Here is a 22,260-nt window from a genome sequence, read left to right on the forward strand (position 1 = left end):
CACCCGCTGATGGTCTATCGGAGAAATGTTGAGTCTTCGGGAGCAGCTGGACGGCTGAGACCGGATGCCTCAAGAACATCGGATAGCCACGCGGTGCACTCCAGGATTGGACTATCCAGATCTCTTCCCCCGACGTGCTGCGCATAAAAAGGTTTCATCCACGCCTGCTTGTCGTCAGGAGCGTGAATATCATCAGCATTTTTCCAGCGGGCTGTCGGGGATAAATAAAAGACGTAGTCCTCGTCCGGCCTCCGGTCGGCCCCGAAGAAGTCCCGAACCGGGCCTGCATTAGCCGTCACCATCACTTCGTGCGCATGACGATTTCGCAGCCACTTCAAACCCGTGAGCACTTTTCCTTCGCTAAATGCTTGAGTCGCCGCACGATAGCGACCTCCGCAGATGGACCGCAGTCCGTCGTCAAGCGCAATTAGCCACCAAACTGCCTCTACTGCTGCTGTCCACACTTCGAAAGCGTCAGACTCTCGAGCGGCGCGGCGCACTCGATCTTCAGAGGCTCGCAGGCACCACCAGAGCGCCGCCGCCTTTTCCTGATTTGGCTCGGCCCTCCAGCCGTCCGACCAGTGCGCTGAGGTGCGTAGCTCGGGATGGTCCTTCGGGACGCTTGGGCGGATGAGTAACGGGTCTCTGTTCATAGGGTGACAATAGGCCACAAGCTTCGAGTCAGATTTTGGATACACCCCCTGGACTCGCGCGCCCCGCGATCGGCAGAACGCGGAGCGGGCGCCAGCGCGGGGAGGGGGAGGGTGGGCCGGCACCCCCGGACAGTTCTCGTCGAACACAGACACTGATCGCCTGCTGCTCGAGCGGTTGGTGTACGTCACAGTGCAGACCGACTGCTGCGACCCAGGACAAGCGCGGGCGGACCCGACGCAGCTGACTGGCCTAGGTTTCCTGCCTCAACGGGTCAGCGTGCTGGCCGGAGCCGCCCGACGCGGATCAGTCACTCCGGCTGAGCCTCAATGACTGGCGAGAGCATCCGCCCATGAGCTGCCCGCGCAACTTTCACCAGCTGTGTTCGTAGCTGACTCAGACGTTCTCCGCGCGTCTTCACCGCGTGGCAATTGGGGCACAGCGCAATCATGTTGAGCGGATGATCGGCTCCGCCGAGAGCAAGATCGCTGATGTGGTCAACGTCCAAGATTGGCTCGCCCCGTCGGTTCTGCTCAAACGGCATTCCAGTACACCTAGGATTCTCGCAACGGCCAGCCGCCCGCAGCAGGACAGCTGCTCGCGCTACAGCACTCCTCTGGTGATCGTTCCGGCTGATCCGAATCTGAGGATGCCGACGCTCTCGCGACTCGACGAAATCAACCATAGTCGAGTAGCTGCCAAGCTTAGTGCTCGCTCTATTTGGTGCATCCTCCGCGTCGCTTAGGGCGTTTTCGAGGGCCGCTTGCGCGAGATCCCAGGCACTGGGGTCCGGGGACAGTACGGCGCGAAGTCTCCAATCGAGTTCTGCGCGCGCGATACCGTCTCGCCCTACCCCAGGAACCCACGCGTGTCCTAATACGATCACCCAAGCCATAAACGTGAATGGGCCGCCGCGCGGCCGGTACCAGAATCGTGCCGCTTTCCTCTCGGCGTGCGTGGCATGTAGAAGTGCGTTGCCGCCAGCTAGAGGCTCATGATCACCGTTGAGGCCTTCGCCTCGGTAGCCGAAGTCCTCAACTAGAGAGGGCAGCCCGTCGGAGTAGGGTCCCTTTGCGTCAGAGAACACATTCACGACATCATCGCCAGGGAAGCGGACGATGCCAGCGACTTTGTCTCCGCCGAAAGCTTCGTAAATCTCCGTACGACTTGCGAATCGCTGACCCGGCTGAGGTGGCGCGATTTGTGCGCGGGTAACGACCTCATACCCCAGACGAATTATGGCCCGAACTGCGCCCGCCGTCCCTCCGGAGAAGTCTGCTGGCTGTAACGCCCTCGCGGACGGATGCTGCCGCGCGTATGCGGCAGCAATTACGGCCTTCGAGTCGTACAGGTTTCCGCCAACTCGTACGAACCAGTCTCGTGATTCTTGAAAGCCGTACTTCTTTAGGAAGGCATCCCTGCCCAACAACTTGAACTCGCCTATGGAGTCGAGGACAGATTGAGGGTCCGTCAGTGCAGATAGATTAGCCAACGCGTCGCCTCTCCGGCCCTTGAAAATGAAGGCCAGCAGTTGTGCTGACCCAAGTCAGACGGTTACGTCGGATCGACGTCTACTGAGATGGTGCCGCGTTCGGCAACTGGAAGATAGATCGCCTCTCCGAAGACACGGGTGGTGATGGAGGACATTCCCTCCCGAAGGTATGGGAATACGGTCATGATCGCGACCTCGTTACAGAAAATCTGAAGCGTGCGCTTCGATGGTTTGTAATCACTTTTCAATGAGTACTCTGCGGCGACGCTCACCGTTGCTTCACCTGCGGTAAAGCTAACCGACGCGTTCAGGCGAACCCCGAAACTTGTCTCGTCGATTCGCTGCTGGACTCCGAGATTTAAATTTCCGTCGTCGTCAGCCGTGCGGTTTTCCGTATTCGTGTCGGCGACTCTTCGGGCTGAGAGTTCATGAAAATCAACCCGGTCGAGCTGACTGCTGTTGATCAGTTCGTGGACTGCCGCAAGGTCCGCCTCGCTGAGAACCTCTGACACGGCTAGCTCGCGAGCGCGAAGTTGGCGCGCTTTTCGCTCGACCAGTCGGAGTTGGCGACGGTGGTCGTCTTGATGGACGTGGCCTGGACAGACCGCGGAGGCAGCTTGAAGCTCTCGGGCCAGTTTGAGTTCGAGGCCATCCACTCGGACTGGCCGCGATCGGCGGTGACCCGGTGCTCGACGATCGCGCCCACGGCGTTGGCATACCGCCGAAGTGTTGACAACTTCGGGTCGGCGTCGTAACGCTCCAGCTTGCTGATTGCCTGGGGGCTCACGCCCATCCGAGCCCCAACCTCCGCCTGAGTGAGCTTTTTTGCTTCGCGTACAGCAATGAGGTTTGCTCGCATCTCGCGGTCCTCTCGAGCGAGGACCTTAGCTCGGCTGCGCGCGAGGCGCAGGTCCTCGACGACGGACGCAATAGTGGCGTGAAGGGGCATGCCGGAATACTAGCGACACAACCTGGAGGTTGTGCCACAGTTCCTCACGCAGCTGGGGCGGCCTCCGCCTCTTCGGAGGGCGGTACGTGGGGTCGGTAGATGGCGACTGCTTTGTCGATCTCTACTTGCTGGCTCTCGTCGTCCACCTTGATGTGTCGGTGCAGCTTGACGAGGATCTGCGCGTACCTGGGTGGCTCGCCGTGGTAGAACCTCAGGTGCTTCGAGAGGGCCTTCCGGCGCAGCTCGTACACATCCGGGTCGGTTCTGATTGGTTTCAGGGGCGTCGTCTCGTCGCCTGAGTCCCACAGTTTGCCAAGAGCCGCCGCCTCGAACAGGTCGTCGATTTCGCCCAGCTCGTGGTCGCGAGCGAACGCTCCAAGCGTCGCCAGCCAGGCTTCCAGCTGCGCGATCGCCGGATCGTTCGGGTTCTGGGCATCCAGCCATCGGTAGGGCGCGCCATCGGGCTGACAGCATCGCGAGTCGCTTCCCTCGCGCGTGTCTTCCGGCATGCTGGCCATCGTAGCCAACGGTCGACGTCGTTCTGGGGTTGGCTTCCGTCAGGGTCATTGCTGCACCGGCTGTACGGGTTCGCGTTCTGGCGCTGGGGGTTCGGGCAGCAGCACTCAGTGGTGCTGGGTGGCAGGGCGCCTGCGGCCTCGCTTGGGCTGGTCGGCGGACTGTCGCGTCGAAGGCTGTCTGTTGAGCCAGGACCGGGACCGGCCGTCGGTGAGGCCGTGCTCGACCGGTACTTACTTGTCTTCTAAGTGGGCTCCTGCCGGTCGCTGGTGTTGGGAATGCCCGCGTTCTCGGGATTGGAAATTTCTGCGCAGATCGCCGCAGCGAGGGCGGGACCATCGCGTCGGTTGCCAAATCTGTGTGGCTGAGGGCGGGTCTTGCAGCGGGCGAAGCCTCGAGCGGGGGGTGCGATTTTCGGAGGGCATTTTGACTGGGTGCGCTGCCAGGTGTTGGCAACGCTCTGGCAACAACTCGACGGACCGACAGGGGGTCCGCGTCATCGATGAGGTGGTAAGAAACCTATGTTCTGGCGGCGAGTTTGCGGCGCAGGGCGTCGTGGGGGAGGCCAATGGGGTTCAAATCCCACCGGTACCGCCAACGAGAAGGCCCCCCGCTTCCACGGAAGCAGGGGGCCTTCGTCGTTCTCGGCGTCGTGCGGCGGTCGCGACGTGCGGGTCAGCCGGCGCGGAGCAGCCAGGAGCGGCCGGCGCGCAGGGCCCGGTACAGGCGCGTGACCGCGTGGTCGGCCTCGGCCGAGCCGACGTCCGAGAAGGAGCCCGCCCCGCCCCAGAGCCCGAGCGCGTCGGCGGCCGCCGCCCGCACCTCTCTGCGGGTCGTCGCTCCGGCGAACAGCTCGTCGAGCCGGTCCGCGACGCGGGCCCGCGCGCCGTCCTGCTGCGACCGTGCGACGTCGCGCACCTCGGCGACGGCCGCCGTGATCTCGGCGAGCACAGCGGGGATCGTGCGGTCCATCCTCCTGAGCCTAGGAGCGGGAGCGCGAGCGCTGCGACGCGGCGTGGGTCAGGAGCGTCGCCACGACTCCGACGAGCACGCCCAGCGCGGTCTCGAGCGCCCGGTCGCGCAGCAGCACGAGCTCGTCGACGGGATGCGCGAGCTCGACCATGAGGATCGCGAGCGGAGTGACGAAGGCGAGGGTCAGGCCGTAGTTGCGGCCGACGACGAGCTCGGCGGTCATCTGGAGGAGCACCACCACCACGATCACGGCGAGCGGGGAGAGCGGCAGGGCCAGGAGCGCGGCCGCGATCAGCACTCCGACGATCGTGCCGAGCATCCGGTGGCCCGCGCGCACGAGGCGGGCGCCCGCGTCCGCTCCCGAGACGGCTGCGACGGCGGAGACCATCGCCCAGTAGGGGTGGCCCAGGCCCGTCGCGGTCGGGATGGTGCCTGCCACCAGGACGACGGCCCCGAAGCGGAGCAGGGCGGCGCGCGTCGCCGGACGGGCCGCCGCCGCGCGGAACGAGGTGCGCCACGGCGTCGGGGCGAGGCGGCGTGCGCGGGGGAGCGCGAGACCGCTCAGGCCGACGACGAGCGAGAAGGCGGCGGAGCCCGCGGCGAGAGCGACGGCGAGCGGGATCCGCGAGGGCTCGGACGGGACGGACGCGCACGCCGTGACGGCGAACACCGGGAACAGCGGGCCGGGCGGATGCCAGTGCAGGGCGTCGCTGAGATAGGCGGCCGCGACGGTCACGGCGACCACGACGGGGATGATCTGCCAGTCGCGGTGAGGAGAGAGGGAGACGACGGTGCCGAGGGTCACGGTGGTGACGAGGAACGCGGCTGCCGACAGCTGCATCAGCAGGCGCGGCCGGTGCGTGTGCTGGCGACCGTAGAGGGCCGTGAAGGCGCCGAAGGTCGCGTAGAGGGCGAGATCGGTGCGGCCGAGCGCCCAGAGGACGAGCAGCGGGACGGCGATCGAGACGCCGGCGCGCAGGGCGACGCGATGGGCGCCGGCGTGCGGGCCGAAGGCGAGGAGCTCGCGGGGGTGGGGCAGAACGGGGGTGGCGGCCATCGGGTCCTCTGATCGGGGTCCGAGCGGCGGCGGCCGGAGAAGTGTTTCACGGGTGAAGCAGATATACTTTACGTGTGAATGACTCTGAAAGCCAGCCGGGCGACGCGGTCGACGAGATCAGGGCGGGCTGGGCGGTGCTGCGGCCCGAGCTCGACACCTCCGCCGTCGACGTCGTCGGGCGGGTGATCCGCGCCTCCGCGCTGATCGTCCGGGCGACGGAGGAGCTGCTCGCCGCCCACGGGCTGACCCGCGGCGAGTTCGACGTGCTCTCCACGCTGCGTCGCGCCGGCGCTCCGCAGTCGCCGACGACCCTCCGGACGATCGCCCTCGCCTCCGCTCCCGCGATCACCAAGCGCGTGCACTCGCTGGAGCGTCGGGGCCTGGTGCGGCGCGCCGCGAACCCGGCGGACGGGCGCGGCTCGCTCATCACGCTGACTCGCGAGGGGGAGGAGCTGGTCGACCGGGCCTTCCCCGAGGTGCTCGACGCCGAGCGGGCGCTGCTCTCGGGGGTGCCCGCCGATCTGCGGGCGGAGGCGTCGCGCTCGCTCCGCGCGGTGCTCGCGAGCGTCGAGGCGGCCGCGAGCCGGTGATGCGCGCGGGGACCGCGAGGCGGCGGGCGCTCGCTACCGTGGTCCCATGCGCCTGACCTCGAGCTTCACCGTGCCGACGCGGCCGCCGGTGCTGCAGCTGGTCAAGACGGCGGCCGCCACGGTCGTCACCTGGCTCCTCGCCGGCGTCGTCTTCCCGGGGACGCTGCCCGTCTTCGGTGCGATCGCCGCGCTCCTCGTCGTCGCGCCGAGCATCAACCAGTCGTTCTCCAAGGCCCTCGAGCGCTCGGTCGGCGTCATCATCGGCGTGATCGTCGGATCCGTGATCGGCACGGTGCTCGGCGGCGAGAGCATCATCGTGCTCCTCGCGATCGTGGCCGCGATCGCCGTCGGGTGGGCCGTGCGCCTGACCCCCGCCTCCGCGGTGCAGATCCCGATCAGCGCGATGCTCGTGCTCTCGGTGGGCGCGGTCACGCCGAACTACGCGCTCGACCGCATCCTCGAGACCCTGCTGGGCGCGGCGGTGGGAGTCGTCATCAACGTGCTCATCGTCCCTCCGGTCGTGCTGGCACCGGCCGAGCGGGCGATCGGAGACCTCACCGCTCAGCTCGCCGCTGCCCTCGACGACCTCGGCGACGCCCTCCAGGCCCCCGTCCCGCGACGTCGGCTCGACGAGCTGCTCATCAACGCCCGGCTGCTGCAGACCATGCAGAGCAAGGCGGAGGAGGCGATCGCGACCGGCGAGGAGTCCCTCCGCCTCAACCCGCGCCGCTCCGCCCACCGCGACCGGCTGCTGGCCCTCGACTCCGTCGTCCCGCGGCTGGGGCGCATCGTGACCCGGGTCCGGGGCATGACGCGGACCGTGCACGACCTCTACGACGACGAGCTCGTCGGGGAGCCGACGATCGCCGACATCGCCGTCCAGCTGCACCGGGCCGCCCACGATCTGCGGCTCCTCGTGCAGTCCTCGGTCGACGTTCCCGAGCCGGAGGCGATCACGGACGAGCTGCCCGCTCTCACCGCGCCGCTCGTGATCGCGACTCCGCACCCGCAGCACTGGATCCTGCTGGGGGCGCTCGCCGAGGACCTGCGGCGCATCCGCGAGGAGATCGTCGGCGCCGAGTCCTGACGGGCGGGCGCCGAGTGGCGTCGGCGGGAGGGCTGCTCTCGCGAGCGCTCGGCGTCTCGCGCCGCGCGACATGCGGCTCGTGGTGGCCTGCGGTGGTCAGCCGTCCTGCTCGCCGTCCTTCCTCGGTCCGCCGCCCTCGACGAGTTCGCCGTCGCCCGGGTCCGGAGCGACCTGGTGCAGTGCCTCGGGATCGCTCGCCTCGGCGTGGAGGGTCTTGCCCTCGGCGATGAGGGAGTCGTCGTCCACGAGGATCCCGGCCAGCTCGGTGATGCGTCCCCGGAGAGCGCCGATCGGGTCCTCGGTGGGCGCGTCCTCCTCGGCGTGATCGACCTCCGAGTCGGGGTAGCGGCGGAGGGCGGCCTCGTCCCGGTCGGGCCGCGGTGCACGGGCGTGCTCGACGCAGAGGCGGGCGACCTCCTCGGCGTGCGCGTGCATCACGGAGTGGGAGGCGTCGGGGATCTCCCAGGCCCGCGCATGCGGCATCGACCGGGCGATCTCCTCCGCCCACTCGCGCGGAACGAGCCGGTCGAACTCGCCGCGGATGACGAGGGCGGACGCGCGGATCCGGGGGACGGTCTCCTCGATCCGGTAGTGCATCATCTCGGGCAGCACACGGGAGAACCAGCGCGGTCCGCAGAGGAGGTAGGCGCCCGCGGCGAGGATCGCGACCTTGAGGGGCTCGCGGACGCTCGACTGGGCGAAGCGGAGCGCGGCGGTCGGGAGGCGGCGCTCGTGCCGGTTCATCACGGGTCCGAGCAGGACGATGGTGGTCAGCTCCGGACGGCGCGCGGCGAGCTCGGCCACCACCTGCGTCCCCATCGAGTGGCCGAGGACGACGGGATCGTCGAGGCCGAGCTCGTCGATGACGGCGCCGACCAGCTCGGCGTAGTCGCCGATGTCCATGCGCCGCGCGTCGATCGGGTGCGGCACGCCGCCGAAGCCCGGCAGATCGAGGGCGTGCACCGGACCGAACTCGTTGAGCGCGGGCGCGAGGCGCTCGAAGTAGGTGGCCGCGACTCCGATCCCCGGCACGAGGACGAACGTGCGCTCGCCGTCGCGCCCCACCGTGCTCACCCGCGCCCAGACGTCGCGGTGGTGCACGCGCTGGACCGAGACGTCGGTGCTGCGGGTGCGGCGGTGCGGATCCCGCCCCCGGGAGCGCGTGGTCGCGAAGACGTCGCGGACTCCGCGCCGGAGGGTCGTGGCGAGGGTGGGGAGGAGGTCGCTCGGGCGGAGCACGGGGCCTCCTTCGATCGGGGGAGTCGGTCGCTGCGAGCCTAGGCGCTCGCCGCCGGGCTCAGATCAGCATGTCGTCCGACCTGTGGAGGATCAGGCGGGCCGGCCCGGTGTGGAGGACGCCGTTGGTCAGGGGGGCGGTCCGGACGCCGCCGCGCCTCCGCATCGCCCGGAACGCCCCGGGGGCGAGCACGACGTCCATCCAGGCGCAGGGGTTCGCCGGTCGTCCGCCTTGGAACTCGATCCGCTCCCCGCCCTGCTCGATCGCGAACGTGCGGCCGGCGAGGGCATCGACGTCGGCGCCGCGGACGATGATGTTGCGGCGGGCGTCGGCGGGGTCGAAGGGCCCTGCGCCGAGCTCGGCGGCGATGTGCTCGAGGGTCTCGACCGCGAAGAGCGTGATCGCCGCGGGGCGGTGCGCGCGCTGGGCGAAGAAGCGGTCGCCGACGATGCCGAGGCCTGCGCGGATCTCGATCCGCTCGGGCTGCTCGTTCCCCTCGGACGGCACCGGGCCATCGGCGGGGCGGCCCTCGTAGCGGTGCAGCGGAGAGACGACGAAGCCCACGAGCTCGATCGCGGCGGCCTCCATGAGACCACGGTACGCCGTGAGGGGGACCAGCGGCGTCCGCCCGTCGGAGGCTCTGCGAGGCGCTCCGGGACACCGCGACGGAGCCTGGGTTCTGGTGGCTGCGGCGGCGTCCCGAGAGGGAGCCGTCTGCGCCGCCGCCGCCGATTCGCGGAGGGGGCTCCCGGCATGTATAGTCGTACCTCGTTGCGTGCGCCTCTGGCCCACGCGATGGACTGCGCCCGTAGCTCAACGGATAGAGCATCTGACTACGGATCAGAAGGTTGGGGGTTCGAATCCCTCCGGGCGCACTCTGGTTGAGACAGAGCAGAACGGCCCGCTTCGGCGGGCCGTTCTCGTTTTAACTGTCGCTCGTTCCGGTGGCTGTCGGCGTCGGTCTCCCGGAGAGCGCAGGGCGGCGGAACGGCCGGTTCTCCGCCTCGCAGGACGCCTCTTCGCGCCGTCGACGGCGCCGACCGTCTTCCGCCCGCATCCGCGATCAGTCCGCGCCCGCGCTCGCGATCACTCCTCGCAGGCTCTGCGATCACCCGACGCGAGCACGTCGCTCGGCTCTTCTCGCGCGCCGTTTCCTCCTCCACAACGCCCATCTCGCGCCGTTCTCCACGGATGCAGCCGTACCGGCCGCGGTGACGTCGAACCGAGCAATACTCTCCTTCCGTGGGGCTGAACGGTCGCCGCCGACGCAGTGCGCTCGGTCGGCAGAGGAGAGGACATCGGATGAGTCGAACGGAACAGTCGGGGCGGGACGAGCGCGGACGACCCCGAGCGCGGACGGCGCGAGCGCTGGTCGGCACGACGGCGGGCTGCGTGCTCGTGAGCGGGCTGCTGGGCGGAGGCCTCGCGCCGCCGCCCGCCCTCGCCGCCGACGGTCCTCACACGACGATCGAGAACACCCTCCTGCAGGGAGGCGCGACGAACGCCGGCGTGACGACCGTCTCGGCCTGGGTCCAGAAGGGCGAGACGCTCCGGGTGGACCTCCACCCGCTCCAGGCGGGCTCGGGGACCGGCGAGGGCGAGACCGGCGGCGGTACCGCCCGGGTGACGGCTCCGGGCGGAGCCGTCCTCGACGAGCAGGACTTCGCGCCCGGAGCGGCGCCCTCGGTGTCCGCCGGCGGCTCGTTCGTGGCGGACGAGACCGGCGTCTTCCAGATCCGGGTGTCCGACGACGACGTGACGGCGCCGGTGAACCTCGTCTGGAGCATCGGAGTCCAGGACGCGCGGGGCGCGGCGGTCGCGGGCCGGGTGTGGTCCGAGTCCTATGCGATCCAGTCCGGGGCGAAGGAGTCCTACTCCTCGCCCGAGGAGCGGCGCTCCTCCTTCACCCTCCACGCCGTCACGGAGACGGGCGCCCGCTACGAGCTGGGGCTGCGCGGCTACGACGGAGTCGCCTCGACGGTCCAGGCCACGAACAAGGGCAATGTGAAGGTCGGGTCGTCCGATCCGTCCTACCTCTCGGTCCCCATGCCGCAGTCGAGCGAGGCGGGCGGGATCGGGGCTCAGTACGTGCAGGCGTCCGGACGCTCCGGGATCGACGGCCTGCAGACCTACAAGCTCTTCCTGGACCCGCCGTCGTCCGACCTGCCGGAGTCGATCGCTCCGGCCTACCGCGCGCCGACGATCGAGGGCCTCGCCTTCCGCCGGTCGACCGCCGGCTCCGACGCGGGCACGCTGACCGGCGTCCTGGGGACGCAGCCGGGCACCGTCGTCGTGGACGTCGATGCGGACGGGGACGGCTCCTACGACGGCGAGCGCGACGTGCACCTCACCCGGATCGCGGGGACGACCGGTCCCTTCTCGGTCGACTGGGACGGACGGGACGCGAAGGGCGGGACGGTCGACGTGACCGACCCCGACGTCACCTTCCGCGCCTCCATCGGCCGCACGAACGAGTTCCACTTCACGCGGGTCGACGCCGAGACGTCCGCCGGCGGCGTGTCCGTCGTGAGGTCGACCGGCGGCGGCGATGACCCGTCGATGGTCCACTGGGACGACTCGCTCCTCGCCGGATCGAACTCGGAGCGGTACTCCGGCACCTCCGCGGTGACGTCCGGCGACGGCGGCACCGACTCGTCCGGCGGGGTGCACCGCTGGGAGGGCGACGACTCCGGGCGAGGCCGCATCCCCAACGCCAACGACTCGGTGCACGGCTCCTACGGCGACCTGCGGGCGATCGACGACTGGGCCTACGGCTCGGACGGTGCGGTCGCGGTCGCACGCCTCGATCCCCTCGCGCCGCACGTGACCATCGCGAAGACCTCGTCGGTCGACTCCGCCACTCCGCTGCTCCGCGGCGCCCGCGTGCCCTACTGGGTGACGCTGACCTCGGACGGGACCGGGGACTACTCCGACGCCGCCGTCATCGACTACCTCGACAAGGGCGTGCTCGACGACGCCGAGCTCGACTCCGGCTCCCTCCGCGCCTCGCAGGGCACGGCCACGATCGATGCGGAGACGGGCCGCATCTCCTGGGCGGCCGGCAGCCTGCCGGTCGGGGCGACGGCCGAGCTGACCTTCGACGTGATCGTGACCGGCGAGGGGGACCGCGCGCTGACGAACACGGCCTGCCTCGCCGATGCGCCCTTCGCTCCCGCCTCGTCCGGCACGGGGACCGACGCGAACCCCTGCGCCACCGTCCCGCACGACATCGGCGAGGGGTCGCTCCTGATCCGGAAGACCGCGTCCCAGGCGAGCGCCGAGCACGGCGGCACGGCGGGCTTCGACATCGTCGTGGCGAACACCGGAACGGTCGACGCGACGGACGTGACCGTGACCGACGTCCCGACGCTCGACCACCTGCTCGAGGCGACCATCGAGAACGGCGCCGGAGGAACGCAGCCGGCCACGGAGCCCGTCACGGGTCTCGACATCCCCGCCGGCGGCCAGGTGTCGCTGCACGTCAGCGGCCGGGTCGCCGACGGGTACGACGCCGCGACCCTGCCCAACCGCGTCTCGATCACCCACCAGCCCGAGGGCTTCGACCCGCCGACGGTCGAGAACGCCTGCGCTGACGATGCGACGTCGTCCTGCGCCGAGATCCCGGTGCCGTCCGTCGAGGGAAGGCTCTCCATCGAGAAGACGGCGATCGGGAATCAGGTCGACCACGGCGGGCGTGCCGGGTTCCGGATCGTGGTCGCCAACGAGGGGGCTCGGCCGGCGGACGGGGTGACCCTCACCGACATCCCCGAGCTCGCGCACCTGAGCGACGTCACGATCTCCCGGGACGGCGGCCCGGCGTCGTCCGACCTGACTGTCGAGAACCTGTCTCTGGCCCCGGGAGCGTCGACGACGTTCACCGTGACCGGACGGGTCGCCGACGGCGTGGACGCGTGGACCATCCCCAACCGGGCACGCCTGACCGAGGTCCCGGAGGGCTTCGATCCGACGACCGTCCTGCACCCGTGCGCGGACGACGGCGGAGCCAGCTGCGCCCAGGTGGCGGTGCCTCCGGTCGGACTCGTGCCGACGGTGCTCGCCTCGACGGGAGCGGCGGCCGGGCCCCTCGCGGCCGGAGCCGGCGCTCTGCTCCTGGCCGGCGGCGCTCTGACGGCGCTGCGCCGTCGCTCGACCCGCACCTCGTGAACCGGAGCCCGGGCCGCTGCAGCGCGGCCCGGGCTCCCGGACCCTCTCCTCGAAAGGCACTACTGCATGACCGAGCACGGCCTCCCGTACCGCATCACCGAGCGCTTCCCTCTCCCCGATGGACGCGTCGGTGTCAACACCTGGTGGTCCGCCGACCCGGAGCAGCTGGAGCAGCAGCTCCGCACGCGCTCCGGACATCCGCATCCCGAGAGGGAGCCGGTCCGGAGACTGCACCTCGCGACCGCGACGATCGTGCTGATCGAGGAGCGGACCGCGGGAGGCTTCCGCCCGCTCGACCCCCACCTCCGAGCCCGCACCGATCCGCGCTGGCGCCGGGCTCTCCTGCGGTCGCGCAGGTCGGCCCGGCTCCGACGGGTCATCGGTCCGCGGGACCTGCCGAGGACGGATCCGCCGGTCGAGCTGTCACGGCACGTCGATCCGACACGTCGAGTGTGAAGGAGGCGAGCGGAGAGCTCGGCACCTGATGCGCGGTGAGGGTCTCCCCGCAAGGACGCCGTCCGGTCAGGCGGCTTCCTCGAGGTCGTCCTCGACTGCGACGGGCGCGTCGACCGGGGCGCACGGGGGAGCCGACTCGGCCGGGGGCGCCGAGGCCGCGATGCGCGAGCGCTCGAGCCCGGCGAGGAGCACGGCGAAGGCCTCCTCGAGCTCGGCGGTGTCGCGGAGCAGGACGCGCTCGCCGCTCGTCGGGTCGAGTCGGACCGTCCGGTAGGCCGGGCGGGGGAGGTCGGAGACCAGGGTGATGATGCCGAGGACGACGCCGCTGCGGCGGGCGCGCGCGGTCCAGCGGTTGGCGTGGGTGCGGAGAAGGATCATGACCGGGGCCGTCCTCGGTGACGTGGTGCAGGAGCGGGGGGGGGGAGGGGGGTGTCGCTGGCGGTGCGGGGATCCTCTCGAAGCTTGCTGCACGAAGGGCCACCGCTTCCTGTGCTTGACAGCAGAGCCGAGCAGCGGTCACCGGCGCCGGGCGGCCGCCGCGGCGTGCAGGGCCCGCAGGAACTCGGGGACGACCGGGTTCCCGGTGTCGCGGGCGAGCACACCGATCTCACGGCTCGCGCCCGGATCGTCGATCGGGATCTCGCGGACGTCGTCGTCGACCGAGGACGGGCTCGGCGGCAGGATCGTGAGTCCGAGGCCGGCTGCCGCGAGTCCTCGGGCGGCGCGGTAGTCGCCGACCTCGAACGCCGGCACCGGGTCGCGGCCGTCCACGGCGAGCAGGCGCCGGGCCGACTCGTGGAGGCCGTAGCCGGGCGCCAGCATGATCAGGTCGAGGCCGCGGAGGTCCTCGACCGTGACCGAGCGCCGCGAGGCCAGCGGATGACGAGGGTCCACGACCGCGAGGAGAGGCTCCGAGTAGAGGGTCGTCGTGGTGGTTCCGGGCAGATCGGGCGGATCCGCGACGATCGCCAGCTCGGACTCGCCCTCCGCCACGGCCCTCAGGCAGAGGGCTCGGGAGCCGTGACGGAGCCCGAAGCCGACCTGCGGCCAGCGGCGGCGGAACCGGCGGATCACATCCGGCACGAAGCTCTCCCCGAGGAGCGTCTGGAAGGCGAGGTCGATCCGGCCGTGCTCCACGTCGCCCGCCTGCCGCACCTCCGCGAGGCCGGCGCGGATCACCGACATGCCGTCCTGAGCGGCCTCGGCGAGACGGGTCCCCGCCTCCGTCAGCACCACCCCGCGGCCCTCCCGGCGGACCAGGGGAGTGCCGACCAGGGCGGACAGCCGGGCGAGCGACCGGCTCGCGGTCGGCTGCGGGATCCCGAGCTCGGCGGCCGCCGCCGTGACGCTCCCGGTCTGGGCGACCGCGACGAGCAGGGGCAGGAGGCGGAGGGTCGCGGGCCAGTCGTCGGACACGCCACCACCCTAGATCCGGACATGACCAGAACGCATGAACAGTACGAGGAAGGACATTAGTCATGCACCCGCAGGCGGTCTACCGTCGGAATCATGAGCACCGCCGCACGCCTCCGACCGATGCGCGCAGCGGCACCCTTCTCGCAGCGGCGGCTGACCATCGCCCTCCTCGCCGCCGGAGTAGCGACCTTCGCCGAGCTCTACGCCGTGCAGAGCGTCCTCCCGCAGCTCGCGCGGGAGTGGGCCCTCGCCCCGTCCGACGCCGCGCTCACCGTCTCGGCCGCGACCCTCGGACTGGCGCTCTCGGTGCTGCCGTGGGCCTCGGTGGCCGAGCGCATCGGACGGCTCGAATCCATGCGGATCGCGGTCCTCACGTCCGTGGTCCTGGCGCTGCTCGCCTGCGTCGCCCCGACCTTCGAGCTCCTCCTCGTCCTGCGCTTCCTCGGGGGAGCGGCACTGGGTGCCGTCCCGGCCCTCGCCGTCGCGGCGATCCACGACCGGGTCGGAGGCGCCGGAGCGACGGCCGCCGCGACGGCGTACGTCTCCGGGACCACGATCGGCGGTGCCGCCGGACGACTGCTCGCCGGACCGCTCGCGGCGGCGCTCGGATGGCGCGGCGCACTGCTCGTCGTGACGGCCGTCTGCGCGGCGGCGGCGATCGTCTTCGCCGTGCTCGCGCCCCGGGGCGGCGGCGCGCGCGAGGCGGCCCCCGGCGGCTGGCGAGGGAAGACGGCGCAGGTGCTCCGCGATCCGATGCTCGTCGCGATCGCGCTGCAGACGTTCCTCGCGGTCGGCGTGTTCGTCGCGGTCTACAACTACCTGGCGTTCCGGCTCGAGGCGCCGCCGTTCGCACTCGCGCCCGCGCTCGTCTCCCTCCTCTTCGCCGCCTACCTCGCGGGAACCGTCTCCTCCCGGCTCGCGGGGAGATGGGGGCCGCGGATCGGCCCCCGCCTCGTCATGCGGATCGGCGTCGCCCTGATGATCGTCGGACTGCTGGTGATGCTCGCCGAGAACGTCGCCGTGGTGATCGCGGGACTCCTCGTCTTCACGGCCGGCTTCTTCGCCCTGCACGCGACCGGCGCCGCCTGGACGGGAGCGCGCGCGGCTCCGGCACTCCGCGGGCACGCCGGCGCGGTCTACACGATCGCCTTCTACGCGGGCTCGGCCGCCGGCGGGTGGCTCCTCGGCCTGGCCGTCGGAGCCGGTGGCTGGCCGGCGCTGACGGCGGTGACGATCGGCCTGCTGCTGGTCGGAGCGGGGATCGTCAGCCTCCCGTCGCGCACCACCGCGGCCGGGCGCTGAACCCCCGCCTCCGTCGACCGCACCCCGAGCTCCGCCCGGCACCTCCCCGCAGCGAGCGAGGTGCGACATGATGGCCCGACTGCACGAAGCGGGGGACGGCATGGCGCGGAGCACCGGAGCGGACGGCTCCCCACGCGAGAGCGGCGGGACGGACGAGGGCGGCACCGACCCGCGCTACCACGCGGGCTTCCAGCGCGGCTACGACGGACGCGAGGCCGAGCGGCGCGGCAGCGGAGAGGAGCGCCTCCGCTCCCCGTTCCTGTCGGGCGGGACCTCGTGCATCGGGCGATCAGCTGGCCGGCGAGGTGGCGGGTCCGCTCCCGAGCAGGAGGACGTGCGATCGGTCGACGGCCCGACGGGCTCCCGAGTCTCCGGCCGACGGACCGCTCCGGAGCGCGCGAGAGCGGCGGTGCGGGCCGTCCCGACACCCGCGGAGCCGACCGCGCCCCGACCCGCGGAGCCGACAGTCCCACTCCCGACCGAGCCGACCGTCCCGCTTCCCGCCGAACCCGACCCCGCTCCCGGCGACGCGGCACCCGACTCCGGTGACCGTCACGACGCGACCGACACCGACCCCCGCCCCGCTGTCTCCACTCGCCGCATCGCCGGAGCCCTGGCGGTCGTCGGCGGCGTGAGCGTCCTCGTCGGACTCCTCGCCCTCTGGAACAGCTCCCACAGCTGGTACGACTACTCGCCGTCGCAGAGCGCCTTCGGGCCCGAGCAGTACCTCCGCGTGCTCAGCGACAACGCGATCGGACCGTTCCTCACCGTCGGCCTGATCGCGCTCGGCCTGGCGGTCGTGGTCCCGCTGCTGAGGGCTCCCGGCCGATGACGCGGGTCCGCCTGCTCTGGGCCGCCGCCATCGCGGTCACCGTCGTCCTCTGGGCCGCAGTGCTCGCGCTCCCGGTCGTGGTCCTCCTGCTGCCGAACCAGTACCAGGGCGACTCGATCACGGTCCCGCCGGAGCTCTACGTGCGGCAGGCGCTCGCGATGGTCGCGCCGCCGCTCCAGACCGCCGCCCTGGTGATGCTGGAGGCGCTGATCGTCGTCGCGGTCGCGCGGCGCCCGCCGGCGAAGGCCCGCACGACGGAGGCGGCGAGCGGCTGGGACGACGCCGTCCTCCTCGACCCGGACGGCCGCGAGCAGCGCGGGACGGGCCCCGCAGGCCGCTGAGCATCCGCTGCAGGATCGGGAGCACCCGCTGCTCCCCGGTCGGAAGCCGCTCCTCCGGATGCACCCGCCCTTCACGCCGGCAGCAGCTGGAACCGCTTCCGCGCCGCTCCGCCGGCGACGAGGTCCGCGAGCAGCTCGCCCAGGACCGGGCCGAACTTGAAGCCGTGCCCCGAGAACCCGGTCGCCAGAGTCACGCGGCCCACGCGGTCGAGCACGAAGTCCTCGTCGGGCGTGCTGTCGTAGAGGCAGCTGATCGGAGCGGCGCTCGCCGCGTCCACGCCCGGGATCCACTCCGCGACGTAGCCGACGAGGCGGGCGAGCGCTCCGGGCTCGGGCTCGAAGGTGCGCTCGTCCGGATCGACGACGACTCCGGTGCTGTGCTCGCCCACCTTCACCCCGACTCCGGGCGTCGCGAGCCCGTAGACGACGGGCAGGCCGGCGCGATGGTGGGCGAAGCTCGGCCAGGAGTTGAGGGGCAGGTCGGTCGCGAAGTGCGCGGGCTGCTCCTGTGTCACGCGCAGCGGAGGGAGGCGTCGGCCGGCCGCGCGGACGAGGCCGTTCACGAGCGGCGGCGTCCAGGATCCGCCGGCCACGACGACCGCGTCCGCGTCGAGAGCGCCGTCGGTGGTCAGCACGCGCACGTCGTCGGCGCGCTCCTCGATGCCCAGCACCCGCGTCCGCGTTCGGAGGACGGCGCCGCGTCCGAGGGCGGAGTCGAGCATCGCGTCGATCGCGGCCGCCGCGTCGAGGCGTCCGCCCTCGGCGTGCAGCAGGACGTCGGTCTCGAAGCGGAGTCCCGGCCAGCGCCGCTGCGCCTCGTCCGCCTCGATCCGCACCACGGGGATCCCGTCGCGCAGGAGGACAGCCTCGACGGCGGCCAGGACGGCGGGGTCGCCGTGGTCGATCGCGCCGACCGGGTGCAGCAAACGGCGGCCGGTCTCGGCCTCGAGCCGTGCCCAGGCGCGCCCGGCCCGTCCGGTGAGGGCGCGGTAGTCGTCCTCGAGGTAGCCGCGGCGGAAGATGCGCGTCTCGCCGTGGGACGAGCCGCGGTCGTGGCCCCGCTCGAACTGCTCGACGAGCACCACGCGATCGCCGCGCTCGGTGAGGGCGCGGGCTGTCGCCGCTCCGACCAGGCCGGCTCCGACGACGACGACCTCACGGGTCACGGGGTCTCCCGGGAGGCCCGGCGTACGCCGAGCAGGACCACCAGGCGGAGGAACCCGACGAGTCCCATGCCGATCAGCGCGGCGATCAGCATCAGCACGGCGATCCCGGCCACCCAGGTCGTGTCGCCGGTCACCGACTGCGCCGCGAACTCGGTGCAGAACAGCGCCAGCCCTGCGTAGCTCAGGATGAGGACGGTGATCGTCCCGGGGCGGCGGAGGCGCTGCGCGGGCGTCCGCCAGAGGGCCGGCGGCTCGAGCCAGCGGCGCAGCAGCCGGATCACGAGGGTGCCGACGAGGCCGAGGAAGCCGGCCGCGATCAGGATGATGCCCGCGCCGCCCAGCCCCGACGCCTCGACACCGGCCAGCTCGAGGGCGATCCCGATCGCGACGCCGACGGCTCCGGCGCCCCCCGCGATCATGGCCGCCCACACTCCGAAGCCGCCGCGGAGAACGCTCTCACGCTCGGGACGTGACGGGTCGGCGTCCATCGGACGCTGCTGACGCGGACGGATCGGCGCAGGGGGAGCCGACGCCGGCGCTGCTGCCGGAGCGGCCGCGGCCTCGGACACGCCCCAGATCGGAGCGGCGTCCGGCGTCTGCGACTCGATCACGTTCTCGCGCACCGGCACGTAGCGCAGCGGCGCGTCGATCCGCACCTGCGGCCGCCCGCGCACGACGATCGTCGCCCCCAGGTCGGCCCCGCGCTCCAGCGCGACGGGTCCGAGGAGGAGCCCGACCGCCGGATCGATCCGCCACGCGTCCGACCGGGGAGCCGACCCGTACCACTCCGCCGACACGGCCCCGCCGAGATCGACCGAGATCGGCCGCCCGTCGCTGTAGCTCGTCACCGGCACGAGCGAGCGGCCGGAGTTGCGCACCCGCGCGCCCACCCGCCACCAGTCGTCCCCGGCGTGCGTCAGCCGCACCTCGACGTCGACCAGCGACGCCGGCACCGCCCGCCGCCGTCCGATGACCACCGCGACAACCGCGAGCCCGGCGATGACCAGCCCGCCGAGCAGGCCGACCACTCCGATGAAGATCTCCATGGGAGCAGTCAAGCAGGCGCGGGTCGACGGCGCGGGCGCGACGAGGTGGCCTCCGGGAGGCTTGATCCCGACCGTCGACGCCGTCGCTCCGCGCGGCCGCCCCGTTCCCGACGCTCCGCCCGACCGTCGAGCCCGGAGCGGGTCACTCCGCATACTGAGGAGGCGCGTCGCGTCGACCGCATCGCGGGTCTCGTCGCAGGAGGGGGCGATCATGCGCCACTGGTCGGCCGCCCCCGTGCGCCGGCGCCCTCGTCGACGGGCCGGTGCGGTCCTCGCTCTGCTGGGGGCCGCGGCGCTCGCCGCCGCAGCCGTCGCGCTGTCGGACACGGCGGGAGGAGGCGGACCGGAGGCGGTGTCCTCCTCGGCCGATGCTTCTGCGGCGTCGAGCAGTCCCGCTGCTCCCGCGCCGAGCAGCCCCTCGGCGGACGTCGAGCCGTCCGCTCCGGAAGCGGAGCCGTCCACTCCGTCCCTCGCGACGCTGGCCGCTCTCCCCTCGGTCGAAGGCCCCGCCGCCGTCCCCTACGACCGCGACCTCTTCGGACAGGCGTGGTCGGACGTCGACCGCAACGGCTGCGACACCCGCAACGACGTCCTCGGCCGCGACCTGCTCGCCCCTGTGTTCAAGCCCGGCACCAGCGACTGCAAGGTCCTCACCGGCACCCTGATCGACCCCTACGACGGCACCTCGGTCGCCTTCGTCTCCGGGACCGACACTTCCCGCCTCGTACAGATCGACCACGTCGTCGCCCTCGGCTGGGCCTGGCACCACGGCGCCTGGTCGTGGACGGACGACCAGCGCCTCGCCTTCGCGAACGACCCCGCGAACCTCGTCGCCGCCTCCGAGCAGACCAACCGCGCGAAGAGCGACGCCGGCCCGGGGGAGTGGCTGCCACCGGCCGCGGAGCTGCGCTGCGGGTATGTGGAGCAGTTCGTGGAAGTGCTCAGCGAGTACGGGCTGGGGGTCGGGGCGCAGGACCGGGAGGCGGCGGAGGCGGTGCTGGCGGGGTGCGGGGAGTGAGGGGGAGAACCTCTTTCCTCTGATGGAGGGTCGTCCCGACGCCGCAACAGCGGCAGACGCGACCGCATTAGCGTCTTTCAACTCTGGCGATAGTGAGTAATGATCTCTTCCGTGACCTCTTTTCTGGGACCTATGCGGCACAAAGTTCGGCAGTTACGCAAAATGAGTAACTCTGTCGCTAACACGAGTGCACCTCGACAGAACGCGCTCCGAGCATTCCTAGTCTCGCGAGATGCCTCCCGTTACTCCCGCCACACTCTCACTTGAACTGGGCGTTTCTCAGCGTCGAATCCGAAGCCTCCTCCGCTCCTCCTACGGAACTCTTCCCGCTGAGGAATCTCGGTGGGATCTGACCGAAGAGCAGGCGGAGGCTGTCCGCTCCCGTCTGCTTCGACGAGACACCACCGAGCGTCGGTTCACCTTGGAAGTGGGCGACCAGGTCCTCCGGCGTGATATCCACCGCGCCTACGGAGGGCAGCAGCAGCAGGGGATCGTGACGCCGCGAGCGCTCCGTGAAATCTTCATCTTCACCGATCCGGCGAAGGGAGCTCGATACGGCTACGACCGGTTCGAGGGACTTCGCGAGGACGGGTCCTACTCCTACACGGGAGAAGGGCAGGTCGGTGACCAGGTTTTTCTTCGCGGCAACAAGGCTCTCCGGGACGCGGCGCAGGATGGGCGGGTGCTTCGGCTGTTCACGGTGCAGGGAACGAGCGTGACCTACATCGGTGCCTTCACGACAGGGACTCCGACCTACCGGTGGGAGATCATCCCGGACACCGAAGGGACGCAGCGACGCGGCATCATCTTCACTCTCCTGCCGCTTGCGGCGGACATCACTCGGCTGCCGACCTACGGTGGCACACAGGAGTCCGCCGCCTCGCTCGGCGACTGGACGCCTCCCGAGCACTCCGACATCGTCATCGCGGGTGCGGATGTCAGCCCTCTCGATGACCGGGTCGTCTCCCGAATCGAGTTCGAGCTGCAGTCCGACTTTGGGCTCTGGCTGACCGAGAACGGCACGCCGCCCAGTCGTCTGACGCTCCCGGTCGGCAGCTCACGGGTCGAGCCGGACCTCTACGTCCGATCGAGCGGCTGGATTGTCGAAGCCAAGAAGTCGACCGCCCGGTCCTTCGTCCGCATGGCCATCGGGCAGGTGCTCGACTATGCCCATCTTGCGCAGCGCGAGGGCTACGCGGCAGTCCCCGTCATCCTGCTTCCCGGTCGCCCGGAAGAGGACATGCTGGATCTCATCCGCAGCCTCTCGATCATCACAGCGTTCAGGTCTGACGAGGGCTTCGACCTCATCGATCCCTAGAGGAAAGAAGCCGAACGGCCGGCAGATCGGGGTGGGCCCACTCCAGTCCGGGGAGTTCGCTCGGAAGGAGCCAGAGGAGTTGGTCGTGGTCGGTGCTCTCCGTGGGGCGTGGGCCACGAACCACGGCTCGGAAGCAGTGCAACCGAATGGTGAGAGCGCCGACCTCCGTTTCGTCTGACGTCAGCTTGGGGCCGACCTCGATCTCCACGCTCAGCTCCTCGCGGATCTCCCTCGCGAGGGCGACTTCAGCCGTTTCGCCAGGTTCTCTCTTGCCGCCGGGAAATTCCCAGAGCCCGCCAGCCGCCTTGTCCGCCCGCCGACGGCAGGCAAGAATACGGCCGCGATCGCTGATGACCGCCGCAACGACGTCGAGAGTGTCCACGTGTCCATCATGCCGACACCGGTGCAACAACCGCCCGTACGCGATGGCCGTGCGCACGCCCCCCTCTTTGACGCTCCACCCGCCCCCGTGTTACGTTCGCTCTCGGACATGTGACTGGTCGTGCAGGCAGGATCCGACGAAACGCGTAATGAGCGTCGTCGGGTCCTTTTTTTGTGCCCGGACGCCTCCTGACGCTCCGCCGGAGCACCGATGACGGTGCCGGAGGGGGCGGGGACGGCGACGGACGGCCGGGCAGCACAGCGCAGGG

The 22,260-nt window shown here is 70.9% G+C and carries 23 protein-coding genes and 1 tRNA gene; 10 read left to right on the plus strand and 14 right to left on the minus strand.

Features of this window, described 5'->3' with window-relative positions:
* Positions 1–14 precede the first annotated feature (14 nt).
* The 7 genes from C5C56_RS17510 to C5C56_RS11245 all read right to left on the minus strand — a co-directional run bounded on the left by C5C56_RS17510 (position 15) and on the right by C5C56_RS11245 (position 5,637).
* Positions 15–653 carry a hypothetical protein gene (locus C5C56_RS17510; RefSeq protein ID WP_146086477.1) on the minus strand — a complete coding sequence of 213 codons (639 nt, stop codon included), beginning with the start codon at positions 651–653 and terminating at the stop codon, positions 15–17.
* A 308-nt stretch (positions 654–961) separates the two neighbouring features.
* On the minus strand, positions 962–1,546 hold the full coding sequence (locus C5C56_RS18490) for an HNH endonuclease signature motif containing protein (RefSeq protein WP_104319608.1): 585 nt from the start codon (positions 1,544–1,546) through the stop codon (positions 962–964).
* 659 nt (positions 1,547–2,205) lie between these two features.
* Complete coding sequence (locus tag C5C56_RS11225) at positions 2,206–2,655, minus strand: hypothetical protein (protein ID WP_104319609.1); 450 nt, start codon at positions 2,653–2,655, stop codon at positions 2,206–2,208.
* A gap of 2 nt (positions 2,656–2,657) precedes the next feature.
* A complete protein-coding gene (locus C5C56_RS11230) occupies positions 2,658–3,092 on the minus strand; it encodes a helix-turn-helix transcriptional regulator (RefSeq protein WP_104319610.1) in 435 nt (144 codons plus the stop codon).
* Between the two features lie 44 nt (positions 3,093–3,136).
* Positions 3,137–3,601 carry a hypothetical protein gene (locus C5C56_RS11235; RefSeq protein ID WP_181137587.1) on the minus strand — a complete coding sequence of 155 codons (465 nt, stop codon included), beginning with the start codon at positions 3,599–3,601 and terminating at the stop codon, positions 3,137–3,139.
* 682 nt (positions 3,602–4,283) lie between these two features.
* Positions 4,284–4,580 (minus strand): hypothetical protein, encoded by a 297-nt coding sequence (locus C5C56_RS11240; RefSeq protein WP_104225999.1) that lies wholly within the window; start codon positions 4,578–4,580, stop codon positions 4,284–4,286.
* 10 nt (positions 4,581–4,590) lie between these two features.
* Positions 4,591–5,637, minus strand: a complete 1,047-nt coding sequence (locus C5C56_RS11245; protein WP_104319611.1) for an FUSC family protein — start codon at positions 5,635–5,637, stop codon at positions 4,591–4,593.
* Between the two features lie 74 nt (positions 5,638–5,711).
* Here C5C56_RS11245 and C5C56_RS11250 point away from each other — a divergent pair, with 74 nt between their 5' ends.
* Together C5C56_RS11250 and C5C56_RS11255 are read left to right on the plus strand one after the other, a co-directional pair.
* Positions 5,712–6,227, plus strand: coding sequence for a MarR family winged helix-turn-helix transcriptional regulator (locus C5C56_RS11250; RefSeq protein ID WP_104307940.1), 516 nt, complete (start codon positions 5,712–5,714; stop codon positions 6,225–6,227).
* Positions 6,228–6,273: 46 nt separating this feature from the next.
* A complete protein-coding gene (locus C5C56_RS11255) occupies positions 6,274–7,314 on the plus strand; it encodes an aromatic acid exporter family protein (protein WP_104225996.1) in 1,041 nt (346 codons plus the stop codon).
* A 96-nt stretch (positions 7,315–7,410) separates the two neighbouring features.
* Here the strand turns inward: C5C56_RS11255 and C5C56_RS11260 are convergent, their stop codons facing one another.
* Both C5C56_RS11260 and C5C56_RS11265 read right to left on the minus strand, forming a co-directional pair.
* Entirely contained in the window at positions 7,411–8,553 is a 1,143-nt protein-coding gene (locus C5C56_RS11260) for an alpha/beta fold hydrolase (protein WP_181069075.1), read from the minus strand.
* Positions 8,554–8,611: 58 nt separating this feature from the next.
* The gene (locus C5C56_RS11265; protein ID WP_104248232.1) at positions 8,612–9,139 is read right to left on the minus strand and encodes an MOSC domain-containing protein; all 528 of its coding nucleotides are present in this window, start codon (positions 9,137–9,139) and stop codon (positions 8,612–8,614) included.
* 214 nt (positions 9,140–9,353) lie between these two features.
* On the opposite strand from C5C56_RS11265, the gene C5C56_RS11270 reads away from it, so the two are divergent.
* The 3 genes from C5C56_RS11270 to C5C56_RS11280 all read left to right on the plus strand — a co-directional run bounded on the left by C5C56_RS11270 (position 9,354) and on the right by C5C56_RS11280 (position 13,171).
* Positions 9,354–9,426 (plus strand) — tRNA-Arg (locus C5C56_RS11270).
* 427 nt (positions 9,427–9,853) lie between these two features.
* Positions 9,854–12,715: a DUF11 domain-containing protein gene (locus tag C5C56_RS11275; RefSeq protein ID WP_146086479.1), complete on the plus strand. Its 2,862-nt coding sequence runs from the start codon at positions 9,854–9,856 to the stop codon at positions 12,713–12,715.
* A gap of 66 nt (positions 12,716–12,781) precedes the next feature.
* A complete protein-coding gene (locus tag C5C56_RS11280) occupies positions 12,782–13,171 on the plus strand; it encodes a hypothetical protein (protein WP_104319613.1) in 390 nt (129 codons plus the stop codon).
* 66 nt (positions 13,172–13,237) lie between these two features.
* On the opposite strand, the gene C5C56_RS11285 is transcribed toward C5C56_RS11280, so the two are convergent.
* Positions 13,238–13,549 carry a hypothetical protein gene (locus C5C56_RS11285; protein WP_104239290.1) on the minus strand — a complete coding sequence of 104 codons (312 nt, stop codon included), beginning with the start codon at positions 13,547–13,549 and terminating at the stop codon, positions 13,238–13,240.
* Between the two features lie 138 nt (positions 13,550–13,687).
* The gene (locus C5C56_RS11290) at positions 13,688–14,587 is read right to left on the minus strand and encodes a LysR family transcriptional regulator (protein WP_104239291.1); all 900 of its coding nucleotides are present in this window, start codon (positions 14,585–14,587) and stop codon (positions 13,688–13,690) included.
* 93 nt (positions 14,588–14,680) lie between these two features.
* Here C5C56_RS11290 and C5C56_RS11295 point away from each other — a divergent pair, with 93 nt between their 5' ends.
* From C5C56_RS11295 to C5C56_RS11305, 3 genes are all read left to right on the plus strand, one after another.
* Positions 14,681–15,889 (plus strand): MFS transporter, encoded by a 1,209-nt coding sequence (locus C5C56_RS11295; RefSeq protein ID WP_104268539.1) that lies wholly within the window; start codon positions 14,681–14,683, stop codon positions 15,887–15,889.
* A gap of 67 nt (positions 15,890–15,956) precedes the next feature.
* Positions 15,957–16,721, plus strand: a complete 765-nt coding sequence (locus tag C5C56_RS17885) for a hypothetical protein (RefSeq protein WP_181135004.1) — start codon at positions 15,957–15,959, stop codon at positions 16,719–16,721.
* Complete coding sequence (locus C5C56_RS11305; protein WP_104319614.1) at positions 16,718–17,062, plus strand: hypothetical protein; 345 nt, start codon at positions 16,718–16,720, stop codon at positions 17,060–17,062. Before C5C56_RS17885 ends, C5C56_RS11305 begins: the two co-directional genes overlap by 4 nt.
* 71 nt (positions 17,063–17,133) lie before the next feature.
* On the opposite strand, the gene C5C56_RS11310 is transcribed toward C5C56_RS11305, so the two are convergent.
* Both C5C56_RS11310 and C5C56_RS11315 read right to left on the minus strand, forming a co-directional pair.
* A complete protein-coding gene (locus C5C56_RS11310; protein ID WP_104268540.1) occupies positions 17,134–18,228 on the minus strand; it encodes an FAD-dependent oxidoreductase in 1,095 nt (364 codons plus the stop codon).
* A complete protein-coding gene (locus C5C56_RS11315) occupies positions 18,225–19,274 on the minus strand; it encodes a hypothetical protein (protein WP_104225986.1) in 1,050 nt (349 codons plus the stop codon). The genes C5C56_RS11310 and C5C56_RS11315 overlap by 4 nt, the downstream gene beginning before the upstream one ends.
* Positions 19,275–19,485: 211 nt before the next feature.
* Between C5C56_RS11315 and C5C56_RS11320 the strand changes: the two genes are divergently transcribed.
* Together C5C56_RS11320 and C5C56_RS11325 are read left to right on the plus strand one after the other, a co-directional pair.
* Complete coding sequence (locus tag C5C56_RS11320; protein ID WP_104319615.1) at positions 19,486–20,292, plus strand: HNH endonuclease family protein; 807 nt, start codon at positions 19,486–19,488, stop codon at positions 20,290–20,292.
* 427 nt (positions 20,293–20,719) lie between these two features.
* The gene (locus C5C56_RS11325; RefSeq protein ID WP_258063190.1) at positions 20,720–21,610 is read left to right on the plus strand and encodes a hypothetical protein; all 891 of its coding nucleotides are present in this window, start codon (positions 20,720–20,722) and stop codon (positions 21,608–21,610) included.
* Here C5C56_RS11325 and C5C56_RS11330 read toward each other — a convergent pair.
* Positions 21,597–21,992 (minus strand): (deoxy)nucleoside triphosphate pyrophosphohydrolase, encoded by a 396-nt coding sequence (locus C5C56_RS11330; protein ID WP_104268542.1) that lies wholly within the window; start codon positions 21,990–21,992, stop codon positions 21,597–21,599. The two genes, C5C56_RS11325 and C5C56_RS11330, sit on opposite strands and share 14 nt — an antisense overlap.
* Between the last annotated feature and the right edge of the window lie 268 nt (positions 21,993–22,260).

Source organism: Rathayibacter sp. AY1D1 (genome assembly GCF_002932635.1).
Lineage (GTDB): Bacteria > Actinomycetota > Actinomycetes > Actinomycetales > Microbacteriaceae > Rathayibacter.